The organism is Sphingomonas sp. Leaf28 (genome assembly GCF_001421685.1).
GTDB classification, from domain to species: domain Bacteria; phylum Pseudomonadota; class Alphaproteobacteria; order Sphingomonadales; family Sphingomonadaceae; genus Sphingomonas; species Sphingomonas aurantiaca.
In genome coordinates this window covers 403,183-420,586 of record NZ_LMKX01000008.1, presented here as the reverse complement: position 1 = coordinate 420,586, position 17,404 = coordinate 403,183, and the positions used below count along the sequence as shown (strand labels likewise).

Below are 17,404 nucleotides of genomic sequence, written 5' to 3'. Positions count from 1 at the left end.
TTGGGCCAACCACACAATCCGGACGCCGGTCCCCGGCTAGCTCCGGCGCGACCGCAGCTGATAGTCCGGGTGATCGCTCTGCACCGCGGCGAGGTGCGAATCCATCACCTGCCGCATCGTCTTCTCGGTGTCGGCAATCCCGGGCCCCGGCGTCCCGTCGCGATTGGTCGAGGCGGCATTGCACGGCGGATCGAGCAGCGTGACGATCCCCCGCTCCATCGCGCGCAGGTGCGGATCGAGCGTCGCCTTGTCCATTCCCGCGAGCCGGCCGTGCAGCGACGGCCGCAGATACACAAAGGCAAAGCGCGCCAGCATCGCCGGGTCAAGCAGCGCGAAATCGTCCCAGTGCCGCGACGCGAACCGGAACGTCGCATACTGCGTCTGCAGCATCCCCGCAGTCTTCGACAGCCGCGCCCGATCCGCCTCGAGCAGCAGCGCGCCGAGAGCCGACGGCGCATCCTCGGCAATCTGGTGGAGCGCGCGCTCGCCGATCGTGACGCCGTGGCCGCGAAAGGTCATGCCAGCGACGTGCTTAGTCCAGCGCTCGCGCGCGACGTTGCCGTTGGTCGGTCGCCCGGTGCCGGCAAACGTGCCGATGTAGAACAGCTCCCGGTCCCAGAAGCACGCATAGAGCCCGGGCCCGCTATGCCCGTCGCGCGCGATCGCCCGCTCGCCGGTGTCGGTCGGTCGATAGTCGACGCGCAGGTTCGCCAGCGCGTGCGTGCCGGGGGCGGTCGTGTACCGCAGTGCCAGCAGGTCGTCGCCGCGGACCGAGATCGTCGGCAGCACCATCGGGCTGATCTGCTCGCCCTCGATATTGTGATAATAATTCATAGTGCGTGGGCCGACATCGCATTTCCCGGACACTGGATCTGAAGTCCGTCGGTAGGCGTGACGCGATGGCGTCGTCAGTCAGGGAAAAACCCCCGGTCAGACGCGCCGGCCGGTACAATCCGGTTCATTCCGGGTATTTCCCTAGTTCTGCCGCGCGTGGTTCGCGGTATCGAGGTGGGGATGGCTTCCGTCCCCCTTCCTCCTGCCGATCGTGCGACCGCCGACATCGACGCTGTCGACGCACCCGGCGAGGCGCCATCGCTCCGCAGCCGCTCGCCATGGCTACCGCGCGATCGCGAATGGGTGGTACTGGCCGGCTATGGCGTGACCTTCCTCGCGCTCCACCGGCTCGCGATCCTGTGGGGCGGCGTCGGCTATTATTCGCTCTGGTTTCCGGCGGCCGGCGTCCGCCTCGCCTTGTTCTGGCGGTTCGGCGCGCGTCTCGCGCCTGCCACCGCGCTGACCGAGATCATCGTCCAGTGCCTGACCGGGATCATCGTCTTCACGCAGCCCGAATGGCCGCGCGGTATCTTCGGCGTCGCCAGCCCGGTCCTGGCCTATGGCATCGCGGTCGCGGTGGTGCGCCGGGTTGCCGACGGCGCCACCGGCAGCTTGGCGACCGCGCCGATGCCGCTCGGGCTCGCGTCGGTTCTCGCGCCGCTGATCGCCGTCGCGTTCGCGCTGCCATGGTCGATCGTCCGGCCCGACATCACCAACGTCGCCAATGTCCGCGACGTCATCGTCTCGCTGACCGGGTTCGCGGTCGGCGACATGCTCGGCGTGCTGCTCGTCGCGCCGCCGCTGTTGTGGATCGCCGATCTGTCGAGCGGCAGCACCGCAATGCCCGCGATGGTCCCGTCGCGCCGGGATATCGCCGAAGCCGTCATCGTGCTCGGCCTCGCGCTCGGGCTGGTCGGGATGCTCGCGTCGATCGGCCTGGGGCTTCCCGCGACGCCGGTATTGCTGGCGATCGCCTGGATCGGGCTTCGGTTCGGCCGCGCCGCCGCCTGGGCCGCGATCGTCGTCACCGCGATTCTCGTCCTGCCCGAAACGGTCGGGGCGATTCCGGTCGATCAGCGGCTGGCACTCCACATGAGCCTCGCCGCGGTCACCGTGGTCGGCTATCTCGCCGGCAGTTTTGCCGATGCCGAAGCGCGCGCGCTGGCGGCGGTGGCGCGGCGCGACCGGATGCTGTTCCAGGCCGAACGCCTCAAGACGCTGCGCGCGATGTCGGTCGCCGTCATTCACGAGATCAGCCAGCCCTTGTCGACGCTGGCGATCGAGGCGCGCCATCTGGTCGAGATCAGCGCCCATGCCGATCCCGATATCGCCGAGACCGCGCGGCTCATCGAGCGCAAGACCGTGACGCTGTCGACGCTCGTCCGTCGCCTCCGCCGGTTCGGCGGGCGCGCCGTCGACGAGCCGTCGCTGCTGCCGGTCGGGGCCCTGGTCGACACCGTCGCGGCGCTGGCCCGGCCGGAGGCGAGCGTTGCGGGCGTCGCGATCCGGATCGCCCCCGTAGATCCAGAATGGACCGTGCTGGCGCAGGAGATCGAGATCGCGCAGGCGCTCGTCAATCTGGTCCGCAACGCCGTGCAGGCGACCGACGACGGCGTGGTCGAAATCGCCGTCACCCGCCGCGACGAACGGGTTGCGATCGCGGTGGTCAATCACTGTGCCGATCACCCCCTCGTCCATGAGGGCATGGGTGTCGGCTCGCTCGTCGCCAAGGCGATCGTCGAGGCGCATGGCGGCACGCTGTCGCGCGCCGATCGCGGGCTTTTGCGGATTGCGCATGTCGTCACCCTTCCCCTCGTCGGAACGCTCACCGGAGACGCCGCGTGACCCTTTCAGCCTCCGCACCGGCGACGGTGTACGTCCTCGACGACGATGCCGATCTCGGCGCCAGCGTCGCGCGCCTGCTCGTGCGGCACGGCCACGCCGCGCGCGCCTTCGTCGAACCGGTCGCGCTGCTGCGCGATTATCCGCGCGATCCGGCCGCGTGCATCATCTCCGACGTGATGATGGGCGACATGGACGGCTTTACCTTTGCCGATGCGGTGCGCGAGCTCGATCCCGACGTCGCCTTGGTGTTTATGACCGCCTGGCCGACGACCGCCAACGCGGTCGACAGCGTCCGGCGGTATGGCGGGCTCGACTATCTCGAAAAGCCGATCGACGAGGATCGGCTGCTGACCGCGGTGGCCGAAGGCGTCGCATGGTCGAACGGCCGCCGCCTGCTGAACAGGCGCACCGCGCTGCTGACGGCACGCGAACGCCAGGTGTTCGACATGCTCGTCCGCGGCCACAGCAACAAGGCGATTGCGGGCGCGCTGGGGCTCAGCATCAAGACGATCGAGAACCACCGTGCCGCGGTCGTCACCAAGACCGGCACCAACGGTCTCGCCCAATTGATCGCGCTCGTCTCATGAGCGGGAGCCTGATTGCCGATGCACAGCGCACGCGGCACCAAGCTTTGGAAAAGTCTCTCTTTTTCTGGCGTCATCATGCCTCCCTGTCTCACAATTGAGCCCGGTAGGCATTTCGCGATTGTACAATTGAGATCAAACATTGGCCGTGGCGATGGCGGTGCGGCGGGGGTCGCCCAGGCTTGAAAATGGCCCAGGCTCGAAAATGGATGTGACGATGCTGATTGTTCCGATGCGATCGACGACGACCACCGACGGGGTGCTGGTTACGGCCCGCTCGGTCGAGGGCGAATTGCGCTCGCGGATCGATGCGCTCGGGATCGTCCACCCCCGGTCGACTGGCGCCTTCGAAATGTCGCGTCTGCCAGGGACCGCGCGGATCCTGATCATCCCGGAGAGCACGCGGGTATCGGCGCGGATCCGCAACCGCTTCTATGACCGGCTGACCGACGTCGTCGTCGTCGGTCCGTCGAGTCGCCCGGTCACGTTGCAGATCGAAGGCGCACCGCTGGTCGAGATCCCGCTGAGCCCGCTCGACTGGGCGCGGCTGACCTCCGTCGCCGCCACCGCGGTATCCGACCGGATCGTCGCCGCTCAGGATCTGGGCATAAAGTGCCTCGACGGCGTGGCCGACCGGGAGGCGAACGACATCGCCCGATTCGCGATCACCCGGCTGGCGGACGCCGTGGTCGCGCGCGGCACCGCGTCCCTCGACGCGACGACGACGACGCTGATCGCGCAGCTGACGGCGCTGATCGACGAGGGGCTGGTCTATGATGCGGCGACGGCCGCCGAGCAGGTCTTGACGACGCCGCATAATCTTCGCCGTATCGCGCTGCGCTGGTTCGGTTTTCCGCCGAAGACATTGCTGATGCGCCGCCGCTTCATTGCCGCACTCGGACGGTTTCAGGAAACCGGGATGGATTTCACCGCGATCACCCAGTTTGGCTATTTCGACGCCTCGCATTTCCTGCGCGACGCCAACCGGTTTCTGGGCACCACGCCGCGCCGCTATCTTCGCCGCATGGACGGCTCGTCTGGTGGCAAGGCGGCATCCATCAGGACCGTTTGACGGTAGCGGATCTGGCAGTGAACTAACCCAGATCAAGTTTACCTGTAAGGACATGCGGATGACAAGCGACCGGCGCGATCCCCCTACCCCGGCGCAGGCCTGGTCGGACCGGGTCGCCTACCACCGCGACCGCGCAGTTCAGGAGACGCTGCTCGCCGAACGTTCGCAGACCGAGGCTGGCCGCGCCGCGCACCATCTCCTCGCCGACCGGCACCGGCAGATGATGCGGTCCGCCGAACTCGCGATGACGATGGCAGATCCGGAAATGCCGGAGAGCACCTCGCTCCACATGACCGGCTGGCTCATGCGGCAAAGCTATGGCGATCAGGGCTGACTGCCGTCCGGCGACGCATCCGCATCGATCTTGCCCAGGTTGATGCCGTCATACAGCGCCAGCAACGCGGTCACTTCCTCGACGACCGTTTCCTGCTCGGCGCGCCACCGCGCGGTGGCGTCGTGCTGCGGCGTGCCGCCATGACCGTCGTGCAGGGTAAAACCCTGGTCGATCAACCAGATCGAATCCGCCGCCCGCGCGCGTTGCCGGCGCAGGTGAAAGACCCATTGTTCAATGATCCCCGATGGAACCAGCCTGTCTAGATCGCCCATCCGCATCCGGTAGGGCAAGCGCCACGCCAATGCCAGCGTGCAGCGCCGGCAATCCGCTCGGTACCGAAAATCGCCTGCAATCAACATCCTGTCAGCGGGCGTACGGCGATCGACAGCGGGCGGACACGCCCGTTCGCGTTGCGTCGGGCCGCACAAACGCGCCGACGACGCTTTGCGCGCGGCACGCAGGTCGCTAGAGCGCGCGGCGATGACCGACCCTTCCATTATCCGCCGCCTCTATGGGCGACGCCAAGGCCACAAGCTTCGCCTCGGCCAGGCCGCCCTTGTCGAGGAAACGCTCGCCGACCTCTCGGTGCCCGAAGAGGGTCCGATCAGCGCCGCGATGCTGTTCGGCGAAGACCGTCCGCTGCATGTCGAGATCGGCTTCGGCGCAGGCGAGCATCTCGCCGCGCAGGCCGCCGCAAACCCCGATATCGGCTTCATCGGCTGCGAACCGTTCCTCAACGGCGTCGTCGGCGCGCTGTCGCACATCCGCGATGGCGCGCTGACCAACGTGCGGTTGTACATGGGCGACGCACTCGAGGTGATCGAGCGGCTACCCGATGCGAGCCTCGACCGGCTCTATCTGCTGCATCCCGATCCGTGGCGGAAAGCGCGCCATGCCAAACGGCGCATGGTCAATCACGGGCCGCTCGACACGATCGCCGCCAAGCTGAAGCCTGGGGCCGAATTCCGGCTCGGTACCGACGATCCGACCTATTGCCGCTGGTCGATGATGATCATGGCCGCGCGCCGCGATTTCGTCTGGCAGGCCGAGACGCCGCATGACTTCCTCACGCGCCCCGACGACTGGCCGGAGACGCGATACGAACGCAAGGCGCGGCGGCAGGGCCATGAGGTCTGGTATTACCGCTACGTCCGGGTCTGACCGCCGGCAGGCCTGCGCATATCTCTGACACGCCGGGACAATCATCGACGGCGTCGGTGATTGTCCGGCATGCGGCTTCTCGCCTACAAGGGCGGTAACGAGGCGCGTCGGCTCGCGGTGCGCCCAGGGAGAGATCATGCCGCGCCAGCTCGAACGGTTCCCGAACCTCGTCACGATGTTCTTCGTGCGCGCTGCGGAAAAGGGCGAAGCGCCCTTCCTGTGGACGAAAACCGGCGGCGCCTGGGTCTCCACCAGTTGGGCCGATGCCGCCCGCCAGGTCGCCAGCCTCGCCACCGCGCTGACCGCGATCGGCCTCAAGCCCGGCGACCGGGTCATGCTGGTCAGCGAGAATCGCCCCGAATGGTGCCTCAGCGATCTGGCGATCATGGCGGCGGGCTGCGTCACGGTGCCGACCTACGTCACCAACACCGAACGCGATCACCTCCACATCATCGAGAATGCGGGCGCCTGCGCGATCATCGTCTCGACCGCCAAGCTGGCCAAGACGGTGCTGCCCGCAGTGCTGCGTTCGAACCAGGCGCAGATCGTGATCGGGCTCGAGGAGATGCGAGTCCCCGCCGCGATCGATTTCCACAACTGGCACGCGCTGATCGCCGCGCACCCGACCCCGCCCGAGGCCGCCGCCGCCCGCGCGAATTTTGCCCGCGAGGATCTCGCCTGCATCATCTACACCTCGGGCACCGGCGGCGCACCGCGCGGCGTGATGCAGCATCACGGCGCGATCCTGCACAATTGCGCGGGCTGTGCGGCGGTGATCTCGGAGGATTTCGGCTGGGACGACGAGGTCTTCCTGTCGTTCCTCCCCTTGAGCCACGCTTATGAACATACCGGCGGCCAGCATTTCCCGATCTCGCTCGGCGGCCAGATCTATTATGCCGAGGGCCTAGAAAAGCTCGCCGCCAATATCGAGGAGACGCGCCCGACGATCATGTTCGTCGTGCCCCGGCTGTTCGAGGTGCTGCGCACGCGCATTTCGAAGACGATCGAGAAGCAGGGTGGCGCCTCCGCTTATCTGCTCGCGCGCGCGCTCGACATCGGCGGCAAGCGTTATGCCGGCCGGCTACGCCTGATCGACCGGCCGATGCAGGCCGCCGTCGCGACGCTGTTCAAGCCGAAGATCGCCAAGAAGTTCGGCGGCCGGATGAAGGCGATGATCTCGGGTGGTGCACCGCTCAACCCGGAGGTCGGGCTGTTCTTCGAATCGATCGGGCTCACCTTCCTGCAAGGCTATGGCCAGACCGAGGCCGCCCCCGTCATCTCGTGCAACCGGCCGCAGGCGGGTGTGCGGATGGACTCGGTCGGCCCGCCGCTCAAGGACACCGAGGTCCGGATCGCCGAGGATGGCGAGATCCTAGTGCGCGGCGAGCTCGTCATGCACGGCTATTGGCGCAACGATGCCGAGACCGCGAAGGTGCTCAAGGACGGCTGGCTGCACACCGGCGACATCGGCGAGATCGATGCGAAGGGCCGGATCCGGATCACCGATCGCAAGAAGGACCTGATCATCAACGACAAGGGCGACAACGTCGCCCCGCAAAAGGTCGAGGGGATGCTCACGCTCCAGCGCGAGGTCGCGCAGGCGATGATCGTCGGCGACAAGCGGCCCTATATGGTCGCGCTGATCGTGCCCGATCCCGAATGGACGCAGGAATGGTGCGCGGCGAACGGCGATGCGTGTAGCTTTGCCCGGCTCGCCGAGAACAGCGAGTTCCGCACCGCGATCGGCCTCGCGATCGAGCGGGTAAACAAGGACCTGACGGTGACCGAGCGCGTGCGCCGGTTCGTGCTGGCGGACGGTCCGTTCACGATCGAGAACGAACAGCTCACCCCCAGCCTGAAGATCCGCCGCCACGTGCTCAAGCAGGCCTATGGCGAGCGTCTGGACGCGTTGTACAAACCCTAAAACCCCTCTCCCCTCGGGGGAGAGGGAGGGGCCCGCACGCGCTTGCGTGTGGGAGGGTGAGGGCAAGTGAGGCTCGGACCGTTCGTCCCAACGCCCCTCACCCTTCCGTCGCCAACTAGCTCCTCCCTCCCTCTCCCCGACGGGGAGAGGGACTAATCGGTCACTTCTTCGCCGGCACCGCAGTCGGCACCACCGCCATCGTCCAGTCCTTGTCCGGCCGCAGATACTTCGCGGCCGTCGCCTGCAACTCCACCGGCGTCGTCGCGACCAGATCGGACGCGATCCGCTGCGTCGCGGCGATCCGGCGTGGGTCGAACGTCGCGCCGCCCAGCTGCTGCAGCCAGAACTGGTTCCCGGTCGATGCGCGCAGGATATACTGCCCCATCGGCTTCTTGATCCGGTCAAGTTCGTCTGCCGCGATCGGCGTCGACACCAGCTCGGCCGCAATCTGCCGCGCGATCTGGAAAAAGAACGACACCTTGTCGGGCGCCACCTGCCCAATCGCGACCATCCGGCCGCCGGTGCTCATCCCGACCGGCCACTGGCTCGACACGTTGGGGCTATAGCTCGCGCCCGCTGCCTGCCGCAGCCGCTCGAACAGCCGGTCGCTGAACACCTGCGCCAGCACGTCGAGGCGGCGTGCCTCGACGATGTTGTCGATCCCGCCGCCGGTCGGCCAGGCGATCACCGCCGCCGCCTGGTTTTCAGGACCCGTATGCGCGCGCATCACCGGCGTCGCGTTATGCGCCGGGAAGCCGACCGGCGCGCCGATCATGCTCACCGCGGTCCGCGGCTTCATCGCGCCGAACGTCTTGCCGACTGCGGCGATCGCATCCTCGGTCTTCACGTCGCCGAAGATCGAGACCTCGATCGGTCCCGTCTTCAGGATCGGCTCCCAGAACGCGCGGAAGTCCTTCGCGTTCAGCGCCTCGACGGTTGCCTTGGACGGCGTCCCCCAGCGCGGATCGCCCGCGCGCAACAGGCCTTCGAGATCGCGCGACAGCACGCCGTCGGGCGACGAATCATAGCCCGCAAACCCCGCCAGCGCCGCAACGCGCGCGCGCGCGACGGGCGCCGGATCCCAGGCCGGGAACGCCAGCTTGGCCGCCATCAGCCGCAGCTGGTCCGCATAATCCGCCGGCGAGGTGATCGCGCCGAGCGTGAACGCGTCGTCGTCGATCCCGAAATCGAGCCCAATCCGCCGCCCTGCGGTCAACTGGTCGAGATCGCCCTGGTCCAGCTTGCCGATACCGCCCGCGACCAGCGCGAGATCGCCCGCCCAGGCCGGGGTCGGCCGGTTCGACGGGATCGCGGTATAGCCGCCGCCGAACCGCACGCGCACATAGACGCGCCCGGTCTCGCCGGCGTTCGGGAACAGCAGCAAGCGCGTGCCGTTGGCGAAGTTCACCTGCTCCATGTCAAACGCGGCGATCTTCTCGCGACTGGCCACGATGCCCGGCTTGCCGAGCGACGGCAACTTCGAGAAATCGACCGCGGCCTGCGCGCGCCGCTTGCCCGCCAGCCCCGAGACATCGGCCTTCAACGCCGTCGCCAGCTTGCTCGCCGCGCCCGGATCGAGCGTCTGCGTATTGACCAACGCGCGCGTCGCGGTCCCCTCGAAGATCGCCTTGCTCGAAGCGAGCAGCGTGGCGGGGGTGAACATGCCCTTTGCCTTCGCGTCCTGCAGGATCTTGTACGACGTCTCCGGCCCCGCGACCGTCTCGCGGATGTCGAGCGCGCCGACCATGTCGTCCGCCTGCTTCGATCCTGCCTCGACCTTCGCGGTCTCGACGCTGGTCCGCATGATCGTGTCGAAATCGGCATATTCGCGATCGACTTCGGCCTGGCTCGGCGCATTGGTCTGCGCATCGGCGATCACCGCGCGAACGTCCTTCAACGCCGCCGCCCAGTCGGTACCGATCGGCACGATGTTGACGCTCGTCAGGTTCGCAGAACGCGAGACGTCGTCGATCGACACGCCCGCCTGCAGGAAGCTCCCGCCCGCCCGCGCGCGAGTCTCGAGGCGGCGGCTGATGAGCCGCGTGGCCAGCACGTCGACCAGCCGCTTCTGGTTCATGATCGCGGTGTCGTCCTTATACTCCCACGGGCGCACGACGCCGAGCGTCACGACCGCGGGGATCGCCGGCTCGGCGATCGTCGCCGACACCGGCGCCTTGGGATCGGGCTTGCCGAAATCGGGTGCGGGCGTGAACGGACCGATCGCCTTCCAGTCGGCGAAGTTCTTGACGATCAGCCGCCCGAACAGCGCGGGGTCCATGTCGCCCGAGATGATCACGACGGTATTCTCGGGGCGGTACCAGCGATCGTGGAACGCCTTTACGCTGCCGCCGGTCGCGGCCTCCAGCGTCTTGATGTTGCCGATCGGCGACCGATCCGCGAGCGGCTGCCCGGCGAAGAAAGTGGCGCGGATCGCATCGCCGAACCGCACCTGCGGCCCCGGCTGCTCGCGCTGCTCGGCGAGCACGACGGGGCGCTCGGCGGTCACCGACGCATCGGTGATGACGGGCTTTTCCATCATCCCCGACATGATCTTCAGGCTCTCGTCGAGCCCCGCCTGTGTCGCCGACGGCAGATCGAGCTTGAACGTGGTCGAGGTCGGCGTGGTCTGCGCGTTGGTGTCCGATCCGAACGTCGCGCCGAACCGCTGCCACACGCGCTTGGCCTCGCCATCGGGGACGTATTCGGACCCCCGGAACGACAGATGCTCGATGAAATGCGCAAAGCCGCGTTCGCTGTCGGTCTCGTTGAGCGATCCCGCATCGATGCGTACGCGCACCGAGACCTGGCCCGGCGGCACGCCGTTCTTGCGGACCGCGAAGCGCAGGCCGTTGGGCAACGTACCGAACTTCCACTCGGGGTCGCGCGTGAGGTCGCTGCCCTTGTAGAGCCATGCGGTCGTATCGACACCCTGCAGCTCGGGAAGCGTCGGCGCTTCCTTGCCCCCCCCCTCGGCAGATGTGGAGGCGGCCTGCTGAGTCGCCATCTGCCCGCTCGCCGGGATAGCGAGACCGAGCACGAGGGGGAGCAGAACGGGAGCGCGATACAAGCGCGGGAAGGATACCATCGCGCATCTGTAGCGCCCCCGCGCACGCATCGCCAGCGCCGCGCCCCGCTGGCCGTTGCAACTGCCATCATTTCGTCCAACACCGGCGGTATGTCGTGTCCGAACAAGGGGATCGGCGCCGCGGTGCGCCTGGATGCAGGGTAGAGATGACGGTCGAAGCCGAACTGAAGCAGTCGTCATTGTGGCGGGATTTGGGCGAGCCCACCGCTCGGCGCAGCGCCCGCAAGCCTGATCTCACCATCATCTCCGGTGCACCCAAACCCGGCGCACCGATGGTGGCGGAGTCCAACCGGCCGCTGATCATCCGCGTCGGCAAGCATCTGCGCGGCGTGTTCGACAGGATGATCGCCACGTCCTCGCTGGTGTCGAACGACCCGGTGCTCGACGTCCGCGACTTCGCCTGGACCGCAGGCCTGCGCGAAAGCTGGACCGAGATCCGCGACGAGGCGGTGCAGGTCGCGCTGCAAGGCGAGGCATCGCCCAGCCTCGCGACGATCTCGCCCGATCACCGCTCGATCGCCGAGATCGACAAATGGCGGTCGTTCTTCCTCTACGGCTATGGCTACCCGATCGAGGAAAGCCTCGCGCGCTGCCCCCATACGGCGGAGGCGGTGGCGCGCATTCCCGGCCTCAACAGCGCGTTCTTCTCGATCCTCGCGCCCGGCACGCATATCCCCGAGCATCGCGGCGTGACCAAGGGGCTGATCACCTGCCATCTCGGCCTGATCGTACCGCGCGACGGCGACGTCCGGATGCGCGTCCACGATCGCACCGTCCGCTGGGCGGAGGGCGAGACCTTGGTCTTCGACGACACCTACCAGCACGAGGTGTGGAACGACACGAGCGGGACGCGCGTGGTGTTGTTGATCCAGTTCGAACGCCCGTTGCGCAACCCGGGCAAGTGGATCGCCGACCTGTTCCTCGGGATCGTCCGCCGTTCGGCGTTCGTCCAGGACGCGGTGCGCAACATCGGCAGCTGGAACGCCGCGGTGAAACAACTCGACGTCTGACGTTAAAGACCAGGCTGGACAGACAAGGCCGGGCGCCCCTCCCCACACCGCCCGAAAGAAACCGTTTCCCGTTCGGCGCTTGATCCCCCGCGTCCGCCGGGCCACATGCATCCCATGCTGATCGAAACGGAATCCACCCCGAACCCCTCGACGTTGAAGTTCCTGCCGGGCCGTACCGTCATGGACGCCGGCACGCGCGACTTCGCCACGCCCGAGGAGGCCGAGACCAGTCCGCTGGCCGAGGCGATCTTCAATCTCGGCGACGTCACCGGCGTGTTCTTCGGCCGCGATTTCGTCTCGGTGACCGCCGGGCCGGGCGTCGCCTGGTCGGACTTGAAGCCCGACGTGCTCGCGATCCTGCTCGATCACTTCTCCGCCGCGATGCCGCTGTTCAAGCCGGCGCGCGCCGGCTTCTCGGTCCCCTCGGACGAGCCGGCGCTGTCGGACGATCCCGCCGATGCCGACATCGTCGCGCAGATCCGCGAGCTGATCGACACGCGCGTCCGCCCTGCGGTTGCCAACGACGGCGGCGACATCGTCTATCGCGGCTTCGACAAGGGCAAGGTGTTCCTCCAGTTGCAGGGCGCGTGCGCCGGCTGCCCGTCGTCGAGCGCCACGCTCAAGAACGGCATCGAGCAGCTCCTCAAATATTACGTCCCCGAAGTCACCGAAGTGCGAGCCGTCTGATGATCCTCGACGATAGCGTCCTCGACCACGTCTTCCGCAAAGCGCGCAGCTACAACGGCTATACCGACGAGCCCGTCGCCGAGTCCGAGCTGCACGCGATCTGGGACCTGATGAAATGGGGTCCGACATCGGCCAACCAGCTTCCGGCGCGGCTGATCTGGGTGGTCAGCGACGCGGCCAAGCAGAAGCTCGCCGACGCCTGCAGCGCACAGAACCAGCCCAAGATACTGAAGGCGCCCGTCTCTGTGATCATCGGCATGGACACCAACTTCCACGAGCATCTGCCGGAGCTGTTCCCGCACGCCGATGCGAAGGCCTGGTTCGACGGCAATGCCGAACTGCGCGAGGCGTCCGCATTCCGCAACTCGACGTTGCAGGGCGCCTATTTCATCATCGCGGCGCGGATGCTGGGGCTCGATACCGGGCCGATGTCGGGCTTCGACGCGGGCAAGGTCGACGCCGCGTTCTTCCACGAGACGCCGGCAGTACGGACGAATTTCATCTCGACGCTCGGCCACGGCGATCCCGCGACGATCTACGGCCGCTCGCCCCGCCCCGACTTCGCGAAGTTCAATACGATAGCCTGAAGCGGGACCTACGCCCTCTCCCCCGCGGGGAGTGGGTCGGGGTGAGGGGCAGTTGGGAAGGACAGCGCTCGCGGCGCCCCTCACCCTAGCCCTCTCCCCGAGGGGGAGAGGGAATAAGACGTGCGCACCTTAGTCATCGAAACATCCACCACCGCCTGCTCGGTCGCGCTCATCGAAGCGGGTGCGGTCATCGCCCGCACGCATGACGTCGTCGGCCGCGGCCATGCCGAACGCCTGATCCCGATGATCGCCGACCTCCCCGATGGCGGCCGCGCCGACCGTATCCTCGTCGACTGCGGCCCCGGCAGCTTCACCGGCGTCCGCGTCGGGATCGCCGCCGCGCGCGGGCTCGCGCTCGGGTGGGGCGCGGAGATTGCAGGCTTTTCCTCGCTCCCGCTGATCGCCGCCGCGGCTTTTTCCGAGCGACCAACCCACGATATTGCGGTGGTGATGGAAGGCGGGCATGGCGAGGTCTTCATGCAGGCCTTCTCCGCCGATCTGTCGCCGCGCACCGACATGGTGTCGTTGAGGCCGGACGCCGCGCTTGCCGCGCTCGCCGGACGTCGCGCGGTCGGCAACGGCATCCGCTGGCTTGCCGCACTCGACCCCATGCTCGATCTCACCGAGGCGCTACCCGATGCCGCCGCCGCAATCCTGCTCCCGGATTCGCTGACCGCGCTGCCCCCCAGCCCGATCTATGGCCGCGCGCCCGACGCCAAGCCGTCGGTGCCGAAATAATGGCCACGCGACAGGTCACGACGCGCGCAGTGGCACTGCGCACCGGCGACGCGCGCGATCTCGCAATCGTCGACGCGCTGATGACCGAGGCGTTCGACCCGCGCTATGGCGAGGCATGGACGCGCAGCCAGTGTCTCGGCGTGCTCGCGCTGACCGGCGTCCAATTGACGCTCGCCTTCGTCGACGAAGTCCCCGCCGGTTTCACGATGACCCGTGCGGTCGCCGACGAGGCCGAATTGCTGCTGATCGCGGTCGCACCCGCGCAGCGTCGGCGCGGCGTCGGCACCGCGCTGATCCGTGCCGCGATCGCCGAATGCTCGGCGGGCGCCATTGCCAAGCTTCACCTCGAGGTGCGCGCCGGCAACGACGCGGTCGGGCTGTACCGGGCACACGGCTTCACCAAGGTCGGCGAGCGCCGTGCCTATTACCGCGGCAAGACCGGCGTCGCGCATGACGCACATACATATTCGAGAGATATCAACAGCTAAACCTTATTGCGAGTCACTATCCCTTTTCGCAACAGCGCGAACGCCCTACATGGCCCCTAACAAGGGAAAGACACATGCCGCGCAAGATCGATCTGGAAGCCCTCTGCAACGAGAAGGGCCTGCGCATTACCGAGCAGCGCCGAGTCATCGCCCGCGTGCTGTCCGAGGCGGACGACCACCCCGATGTCGAGAAGGTCTATGAGCGCGCGTCGCAGATCGATCCCGGTATCTCGATCGCGACCGTGTACCGCACCGTTCGCCTGTTCGAGGAAGCCGGCATCCTCGACCGCCACGATTTCGGCGATGGCCGCGCGCGCTACGAGCCTGCACCCGAGGCACATCACGACCATCTGATCGACGTCGAGAGTGGCAAGGTAATCGAATTCGTCGATCCCGAACTCGAACAGCTGCAAAAGGCGATCGCCGAGAAGCTTGGCTTCCGGCTCGTCGACCATCGCATGGAGCTCTACGGCGTCGCGCTGACCCGCAAGGACTGACGCGATCGGCCGGCTCCGCCTTGGCGCGCGGTTGGCGGCGCTCCTGCTGGCGTTGCTCGTCGCGCTGCCGTTGCATGGCGCCTGGCGGGTGCTCGGTCGCAAGTCGCCTTGGCCGCCGCGGTTTCTGGGGCTGGTCGCGCGAATCGTCGGCGCCAGGGCCCGCGTCGCCGGAACCCCGCTCTGCCACAATGTCGTCTTCGTCTCGAACCACCTGAGCTGGATCGACATCCTGCTCCTGTCCGGCGCGACCGGCAGTGCGTTCGTGGCGAAATCCGAACTGCGCGGCGTACCGCTGGTCGGCTGGCTCTGCACGCTCAACCACACCATCTTCGTCAGCCGGGCCGACCGCATGGCCGTGACCGCACAGATCGCCGAAATCCGAGGCGCACTGGCGGCGGATTGGCCCGTCACGCTGTTTCCCGAGGGCACGACCGGCGACGGCACCACGCTCCTCCCTTTCAAGGCCGCGTTGCTGGCAGCGCTCGATCCGCCGCCGCCCGGAGTCAGGATCCAGCCGGTCCGGATCGACTATGGCGCGGCGACGCACGAACTCGCCTGGGTCGGCGACGAGCCCGGCCAACACCACGCCGCCCGCGTACTGAAACGCCGGGGCAGCTTCGTGGCGACGCTGCACTTCGCAGAAGATTTTAATCCCGCGGACTATGGCGACCGGAAAGCCATCGCCGCCGAAGCACGCCGCCGCATCGAAGCGCTCTGACGCCATGTTTCCCCGCGAAGGCGGGGATCCAGTCTGGGCTCCCGCCTTCGCGGGACCAGGGGGGACCGAGTTGCCCTCCAAACCGCAAACACCACCCCGGCGAAGGCCGGGGCCCAATTGGAGAGGTCGCAGTAACAAAGCGCCGCCCTCGGTTAGCGACGTCCCCCAACTGGGCCCCGGCCTCCGCCGGGGAAGTGCAGGTGGTTCGTGTCGTTGTTGCACTCTCGACTGCGTAGCAACGCCCCCTCCCCCCGCCGCCGCAAATTTGATAGGGCGCGCGCATGACCTCGAAACCCAAGACCTACCACGTCAAGTCGTTTGGCTGCCAGATGAACGTCTATGACGGCGAGCGCATGGCCGAACTGATGGCCGCGCAGGGCCTCACCCAGGCCGATGCGGTCGACGCCGACGTCGTCGTGCTCAACACCTGCCACATCCGCGAACGCGCCACCGAAAAAGTCTATTCGGACATCGGCCGCGTTCGGAAGGACCAGTTGCGCAAGAACGGCAAGACGCCAATGATCGCGGTCGCCGGCTGCGTCGCGCAGGCCGAGGGGCAGGAGATCTTCACCCGCGCCAAAGTCGATGTCGTCGTCGGCCCGCAGGCCTATCACAACCTCCCCGACCTCGTCGCCAAGGCGGCCGCGGGGACGCCGTCGCTTGACACCGACATGCCGCTGCTGTCGAAGTTCGGCGCGCTCCCGACCCGCCGCAAGGTCGCGCCGTCTGCGTTCCTGACCGTGCAGGAAGGCTGCGACAAGTTCTGCACCTATTGCGTCGTCCCCTACACGCGCGGCGCCGAGATCAGCCGGCCGTTCGCGGCGATCGTCGACGAGGCGAAGGCGCTCGTCGACGCAGGCGCGCGCGAGATCACGTTGCTCGGCCAGAACGTCAACGCGTGGTCCGAGAATGCCAATACTCCAGAAGGGCGCGGCCTCCACGACCTGATCCGCGACCTCGACCGCATCCCCGGTCTCGCGCGGATCCGCTACACCACCAGCCACCCCAACGACATGACGCAAGGCCTGATCGACGCACACCGCGACGTCGAAAGCCTGATGCCGTTCCTCCACCTCCCCGTCCAGGCGGGCAGCGACCGCGTGCTGAAGGCGATGAACCGGTCGCACACCCGCGACTCCTATCTCCGCCTGCTCGACCGAGTCCGCGCGGTGCGCCCCGACATCGCGCTGTCGGGCGACTTCATCGTCGGCTTCCCCGGCGAGACCGACGCCGAGTTCGAGGACACGCTGAGCCTCGTCGACGCGGTCGGCTATGCGCAGGCCTACAGCTTCAAATACAGCCCGCGCCCTGGCACCCCCGCAGCGGCGATCGTCGAGCAGGTTCCCGAGTCCGTCATGGACGAGCGCCTCCAGCGCCTCCAGGCCGCGCTCAACCGCGACCAGCACGCCTTCAACGCCGCCACCGTCGGCCGCAGCTGTACCGTCCTGCTCGAACGTCCCGGCAAGCTGCCCGGCCAGCTGATCGGCAAGTCGCCCTGGCTGCAATCGGTCCACCTGATCGGCGACCACGCGATCGGCGACCTGGTCGAGGTAACGCTCGCCGCCGCCGGCCCCAACTCGCTCACCGGCATCGAGCGCATCGCCGAAGCCGCCCGACCCACCCCACTAATCCTCCCCCGCCAGGGGGAGGTGGCAGGCGCAGCCTGACGGAGGGGGAGGAAAGGGAAACCGCCGTTGCGCATCCTCCCCCTCCGTCGCCTACGGCGCCACCTCCCCCTTGCGGGGGAGGATCGAGCAGCCCCCGACTGAGTCCCCACGGCAACACTCAAACGCCCTCCCCACAGCCCCCCGCGATTTCGCTGTCCCCCACCCAAATCCCC

General features: G+C 67.6%; 17 protein-coding genes. 14 read left to right on the top strand and 3 right to left on the bottom strand.

The features are described 5' to 3' along the window. Nucleotides 1-36: 36 nt before the first annotated feature. Nucleotides 37-834 (bottom strand): hypothetical protein, encoded by a 798-nt coding sequence (locus tag ASE79_RS12405; protein WP_056416811.1) that lies wholly within the window; start codon nucleotides 832-834, stop codon nucleotides 37-39. A 180-nt stretch (nucleotides 835-1,014) separates the two neighbouring features. Here ASE79_RS12405 and ASE79_RS12400 point away from each other — a divergent pair, with 180 nt between their 5' ends. From ASE79_RS12400 to ASE79_RS12385, 4 genes are all read left to right on the top strand, one after another. Next, nucleotides 1,015-2,679 (top strand): sensor histidine kinase, encoded by a 1,665-nt coding sequence (locus ASE79_RS12400; protein WP_235516906.1) that lies wholly within the window; start codon nucleotides 1,015-1,017, stop codon nucleotides 2,677-2,679. Beyond that, nucleotides 2,676-3,266, top strand: a complete 591-nt coding sequence (locus ASE79_RS12395) for a response regulator transcription factor (RefSeq protein ID WP_056416808.1) — start codon at nucleotides 2,676-2,678, stop codon at nucleotides 3,264-3,266. The genes ASE79_RS12400 and ASE79_RS12395 overlap by 4 nt, the downstream gene beginning before the upstream one ends. A gap of 214 nt (nucleotides 3,267-3,480) precedes the next feature. Then, nucleotides 3,481-4,335: a helix-turn-helix domain-containing protein gene (locus tag ASE79_RS12390; RefSeq protein WP_162237038.1), complete on the top strand. Its 855-nt coding sequence runs from the start codon at nucleotides 3,481-3,483 to the stop codon at nucleotides 4,333-4,335. 58 nt (nucleotides 4,336-4,393) lie between these two features. Beyond that, on the top strand, nucleotides 4,394-4,669 hold the full coding sequence (locus ASE79_RS12385; protein WP_130326709.1) for a hypothetical protein: 276 nt from the start codon (nucleotides 4,394-4,396) through the stop codon (nucleotides 4,667-4,669). Here the strand turns inward: ASE79_RS12385 and ASE79_RS12380 are convergent. Then, entirely contained in the window at nucleotides 4,660-4,941 is a 282-nt protein-coding gene (locus ASE79_RS12380) for a hypothetical protein (protein ID WP_056416799.1), read from the bottom strand. The genes ASE79_RS12385 and ASE79_RS12380 overlap by 10 nt on opposite strands. A gap of 208 nt (nucleotides 4,942-5,149) precedes the next feature. On the opposite strand from ASE79_RS12380, the gene trmB reads away from it, so the two are divergent. After that, on the top strand, nucleotides 5,150-5,830 hold the full coding sequence (gene trmB, locus ASE79_RS12375) for a tRNA (guanosine(46)-N7)-methyltransferase TrmB (protein ID WP_056416796.1): 681 nt from the start codon (nucleotides 5,150-5,152) through the stop codon (nucleotides 5,828-5,830). Between the two features lie 136 nt (nucleotides 5,831-5,966). After that, a complete protein-coding gene (locus ASE79_RS12370; protein WP_056416794.1) occupies nucleotides 5,967-7,754 on the top strand; it encodes an AMP-dependent synthetase/ligase in 1,788 nt (595 codons plus the stop codon). A gap of 160 nt (nucleotides 7,755-7,914) precedes the next feature. On the opposite strand, the gene ASE79_RS12365 is transcribed toward ASE79_RS12370, so the two are convergent. Continuing rightward, entirely contained in the window at nucleotides 7,915-10,839 is a 2,925-nt protein-coding gene (locus ASE79_RS12365) for a M16 family metallopeptidase (protein ID WP_056416789.1), read from the bottom strand. A 146-nt stretch (nucleotides 10,840-10,985) separates the two neighbouring features. Here ASE79_RS12365 and ASE79_RS12360 point away from each other — a divergent pair, with 146 nt between their 5' ends. The 8 genes from ASE79_RS12360 (at nucleotide 10,986) to miaB (ending at nucleotide 17,231) form a co-directional block, all read left to right on the top strand. Continuing rightward, nucleotides 10,986-11,849 (top strand): aspartyl/asparaginyl beta-hydroxylase domain-containing protein, encoded by an 864-nt coding sequence (locus tag ASE79_RS12360; protein WP_082445280.1) that lies wholly within the window; start codon nucleotides 10,986-10,988, stop codon nucleotides 11,847-11,849. A 114-nt stretch (nucleotides 11,850-11,963) separates the two neighbouring features. Next, a complete protein-coding gene (locus ASE79_RS12355; protein ID WP_056050182.1) occupies nucleotides 11,964-12,536 on the top strand; it encodes a NifU family protein in 573 nt (190 codons plus the stop codon). Next, on the top strand, nucleotides 12,536-13,123 hold the full coding sequence (locus ASE79_RS12350) for a malonic semialdehyde reductase (RefSeq protein ID WP_056416785.1): 588 nt from the start codon (nucleotides 12,536-12,538) through the stop codon (nucleotides 13,121-13,123). The genes ASE79_RS12355 and ASE79_RS12350 overlap by 1 nt, the downstream gene beginning before the upstream one ends. 120 nt (nucleotides 13,124-13,243) lie before the next feature. Further along, nucleotides 13,244-13,861 (top strand): tRNA (adenosine(37)-N6)-threonylcarbamoyltransferase complex dimerization subunit type 1 TsaB, encoded by a 618-nt coding sequence (gene tsaB / locus ASE79_RS12345; protein WP_056416782.1) that lies wholly within the window; start codon nucleotides 13,244-13,246, stop codon nucleotides 13,859-13,861. Next, nucleotides 13,861-14,349, top strand: a complete 489-nt coding sequence (locus ASE79_RS12340; protein ID WP_056416778.1) for a GNAT family N-acetyltransferase — start codon at nucleotides 13,861-13,863, stop codon at nucleotides 14,347-14,349. Before tsaB ends, ASE79_RS12340 begins: the two co-directional genes overlap by 1 nt. A 74-nt stretch (nucleotides 14,350-14,423) precedes the next feature. After that, nucleotides 14,424-14,846, top strand: coding sequence for a Fur family transcriptional regulator (locus ASE79_RS12335; RefSeq protein ID WP_056047123.1), 423 nt, complete (start codon nucleotides 14,424-14,426; stop codon nucleotides 14,844-14,846). Between the two features lie 31 nt (nucleotides 14,847-14,877). Further along, complete coding sequence (locus ASE79_RS12330; RefSeq protein WP_235516904.1) at nucleotides 14,878-15,564, top strand: lysophospholipid acyltransferase family protein; 687 nt, start codon at nucleotides 14,878-14,880, stop codon at nucleotides 15,562-15,564. Nucleotides 15,565-15,845: 281 nt separating this feature from the next. Then, nucleotides 15,846-17,231 carry a tRNA (N6-isopentenyl adenosine(37)-C2)-methylthiotransferase MiaB gene (gene miaB / locus ASE79_RS12325; RefSeq protein ID WP_082445279.1) on the top strand — a complete coding sequence of 462 codons (1,386 nt, stop codon included), beginning with the start codon at nucleotides 15,846-15,848 and terminating at the stop codon, nucleotides 17,229-17,231. Nucleotides 17,232-17,404: the final 173 nt, after the last annotated feature.

Excerpts from the sequence above, each read along its gene's own strand:
- ASE79_RS12355 (WP_056050182.1), top strand. The coding sequence starts at position 11,964 with ATGCTGATCGAAACGGAATCCACCCCGAACCCCTCGACGTTGAAGTTC.
- ASE79_RS12390 (WP_162237038.1), top strand. The coding sequence starts at position 3,481 with ATGCTGATTGTTCCGATGCGATCGACGACGACCACCGACGGGGTGCTG.
- trmB (WP_056416796.1), top strand. The coding sequence starts at position 5,150 with ATGACCGACCCTTCCATTATCCGCCGCCTCTATGGGCGACGCCAAGGC.
- ASE79_RS12340 (WP_056416778.1), top strand. The coding sequence starts at position 13,861 with ATGGCCACGCGACAGGTCACGACGCGCGCAGTGGCACTGCGCACCGGC.
- ASE79_RS12365 (WP_056416789.1), bottom strand. The coding sequence starts at position 10,839 with ATGGTATCCTTCCCGCGCTTGTATCGCGCTCCCGTTCTGCTCCCCCTC.
- miaB (WP_082445279.1), top strand. The coding sequence starts at position 15,846 with ATGACCTCGAAACCCAAGACCTACCACGTCAAGTCGTTTGGCTGCCAG.
- ASE79_RS12335 (WP_056047123.1), top strand. The coding sequence starts at position 14,424 with ATGCCGCGCAAGATCGATCTGGAAGCCCTCTGCAACGAGAAGGGCCTG.
- ASE79_RS12350 (WP_056416785.1), top strand. The coding sequence starts at position 12,536 with ATGATCCTCGACGATAGCGTCCTCGACCACGTCTTCCGCAAAGCGCGC.
- ASE79_RS12380 (WP_056416799.1), bottom strand. The coding sequence starts at position 4,941 with ATGGGCGATCTAGACAGGCTGGTTCCATCGGGGATCATTGAACAATGG.
- ASE79_RS12370 (WP_056416794.1), top strand. The coding sequence starts at position 5,967 with ATGCCGCGCCAGCTCGAACGGTTCCCGAACCTCGTCACGATGTTCTTC.
- ASE79_RS12385 (WP_130326709.1), top strand. The coding sequence starts at position 4,394 with ATGACAAGCGACCGGCGCGATCCCCCTACCCCGGCGCAGGCCTGGTCG.
- ASE79_RS12400 (WP_235516906.1), top strand. The coding sequence starts at position 1,015 with ATGGCTTCCGTCCCCCTTCCTCCTGCCGATCGTGCGACCGCCGACATC.
- ASE79_RS12360 (WP_082445280.1), top strand. The coding sequence starts at position 10,986 with ATGACGGTCGAAGCCGAACTGAAGCAGTCGTCATTGTGGCGGGATTTG.
- ASE79_RS12405 (WP_056416811.1), bottom strand. The coding sequence starts at position 834 with ATGAATTATTATCACAATATCGAGGGCGAGCAGATCAGCCCGATGGTG.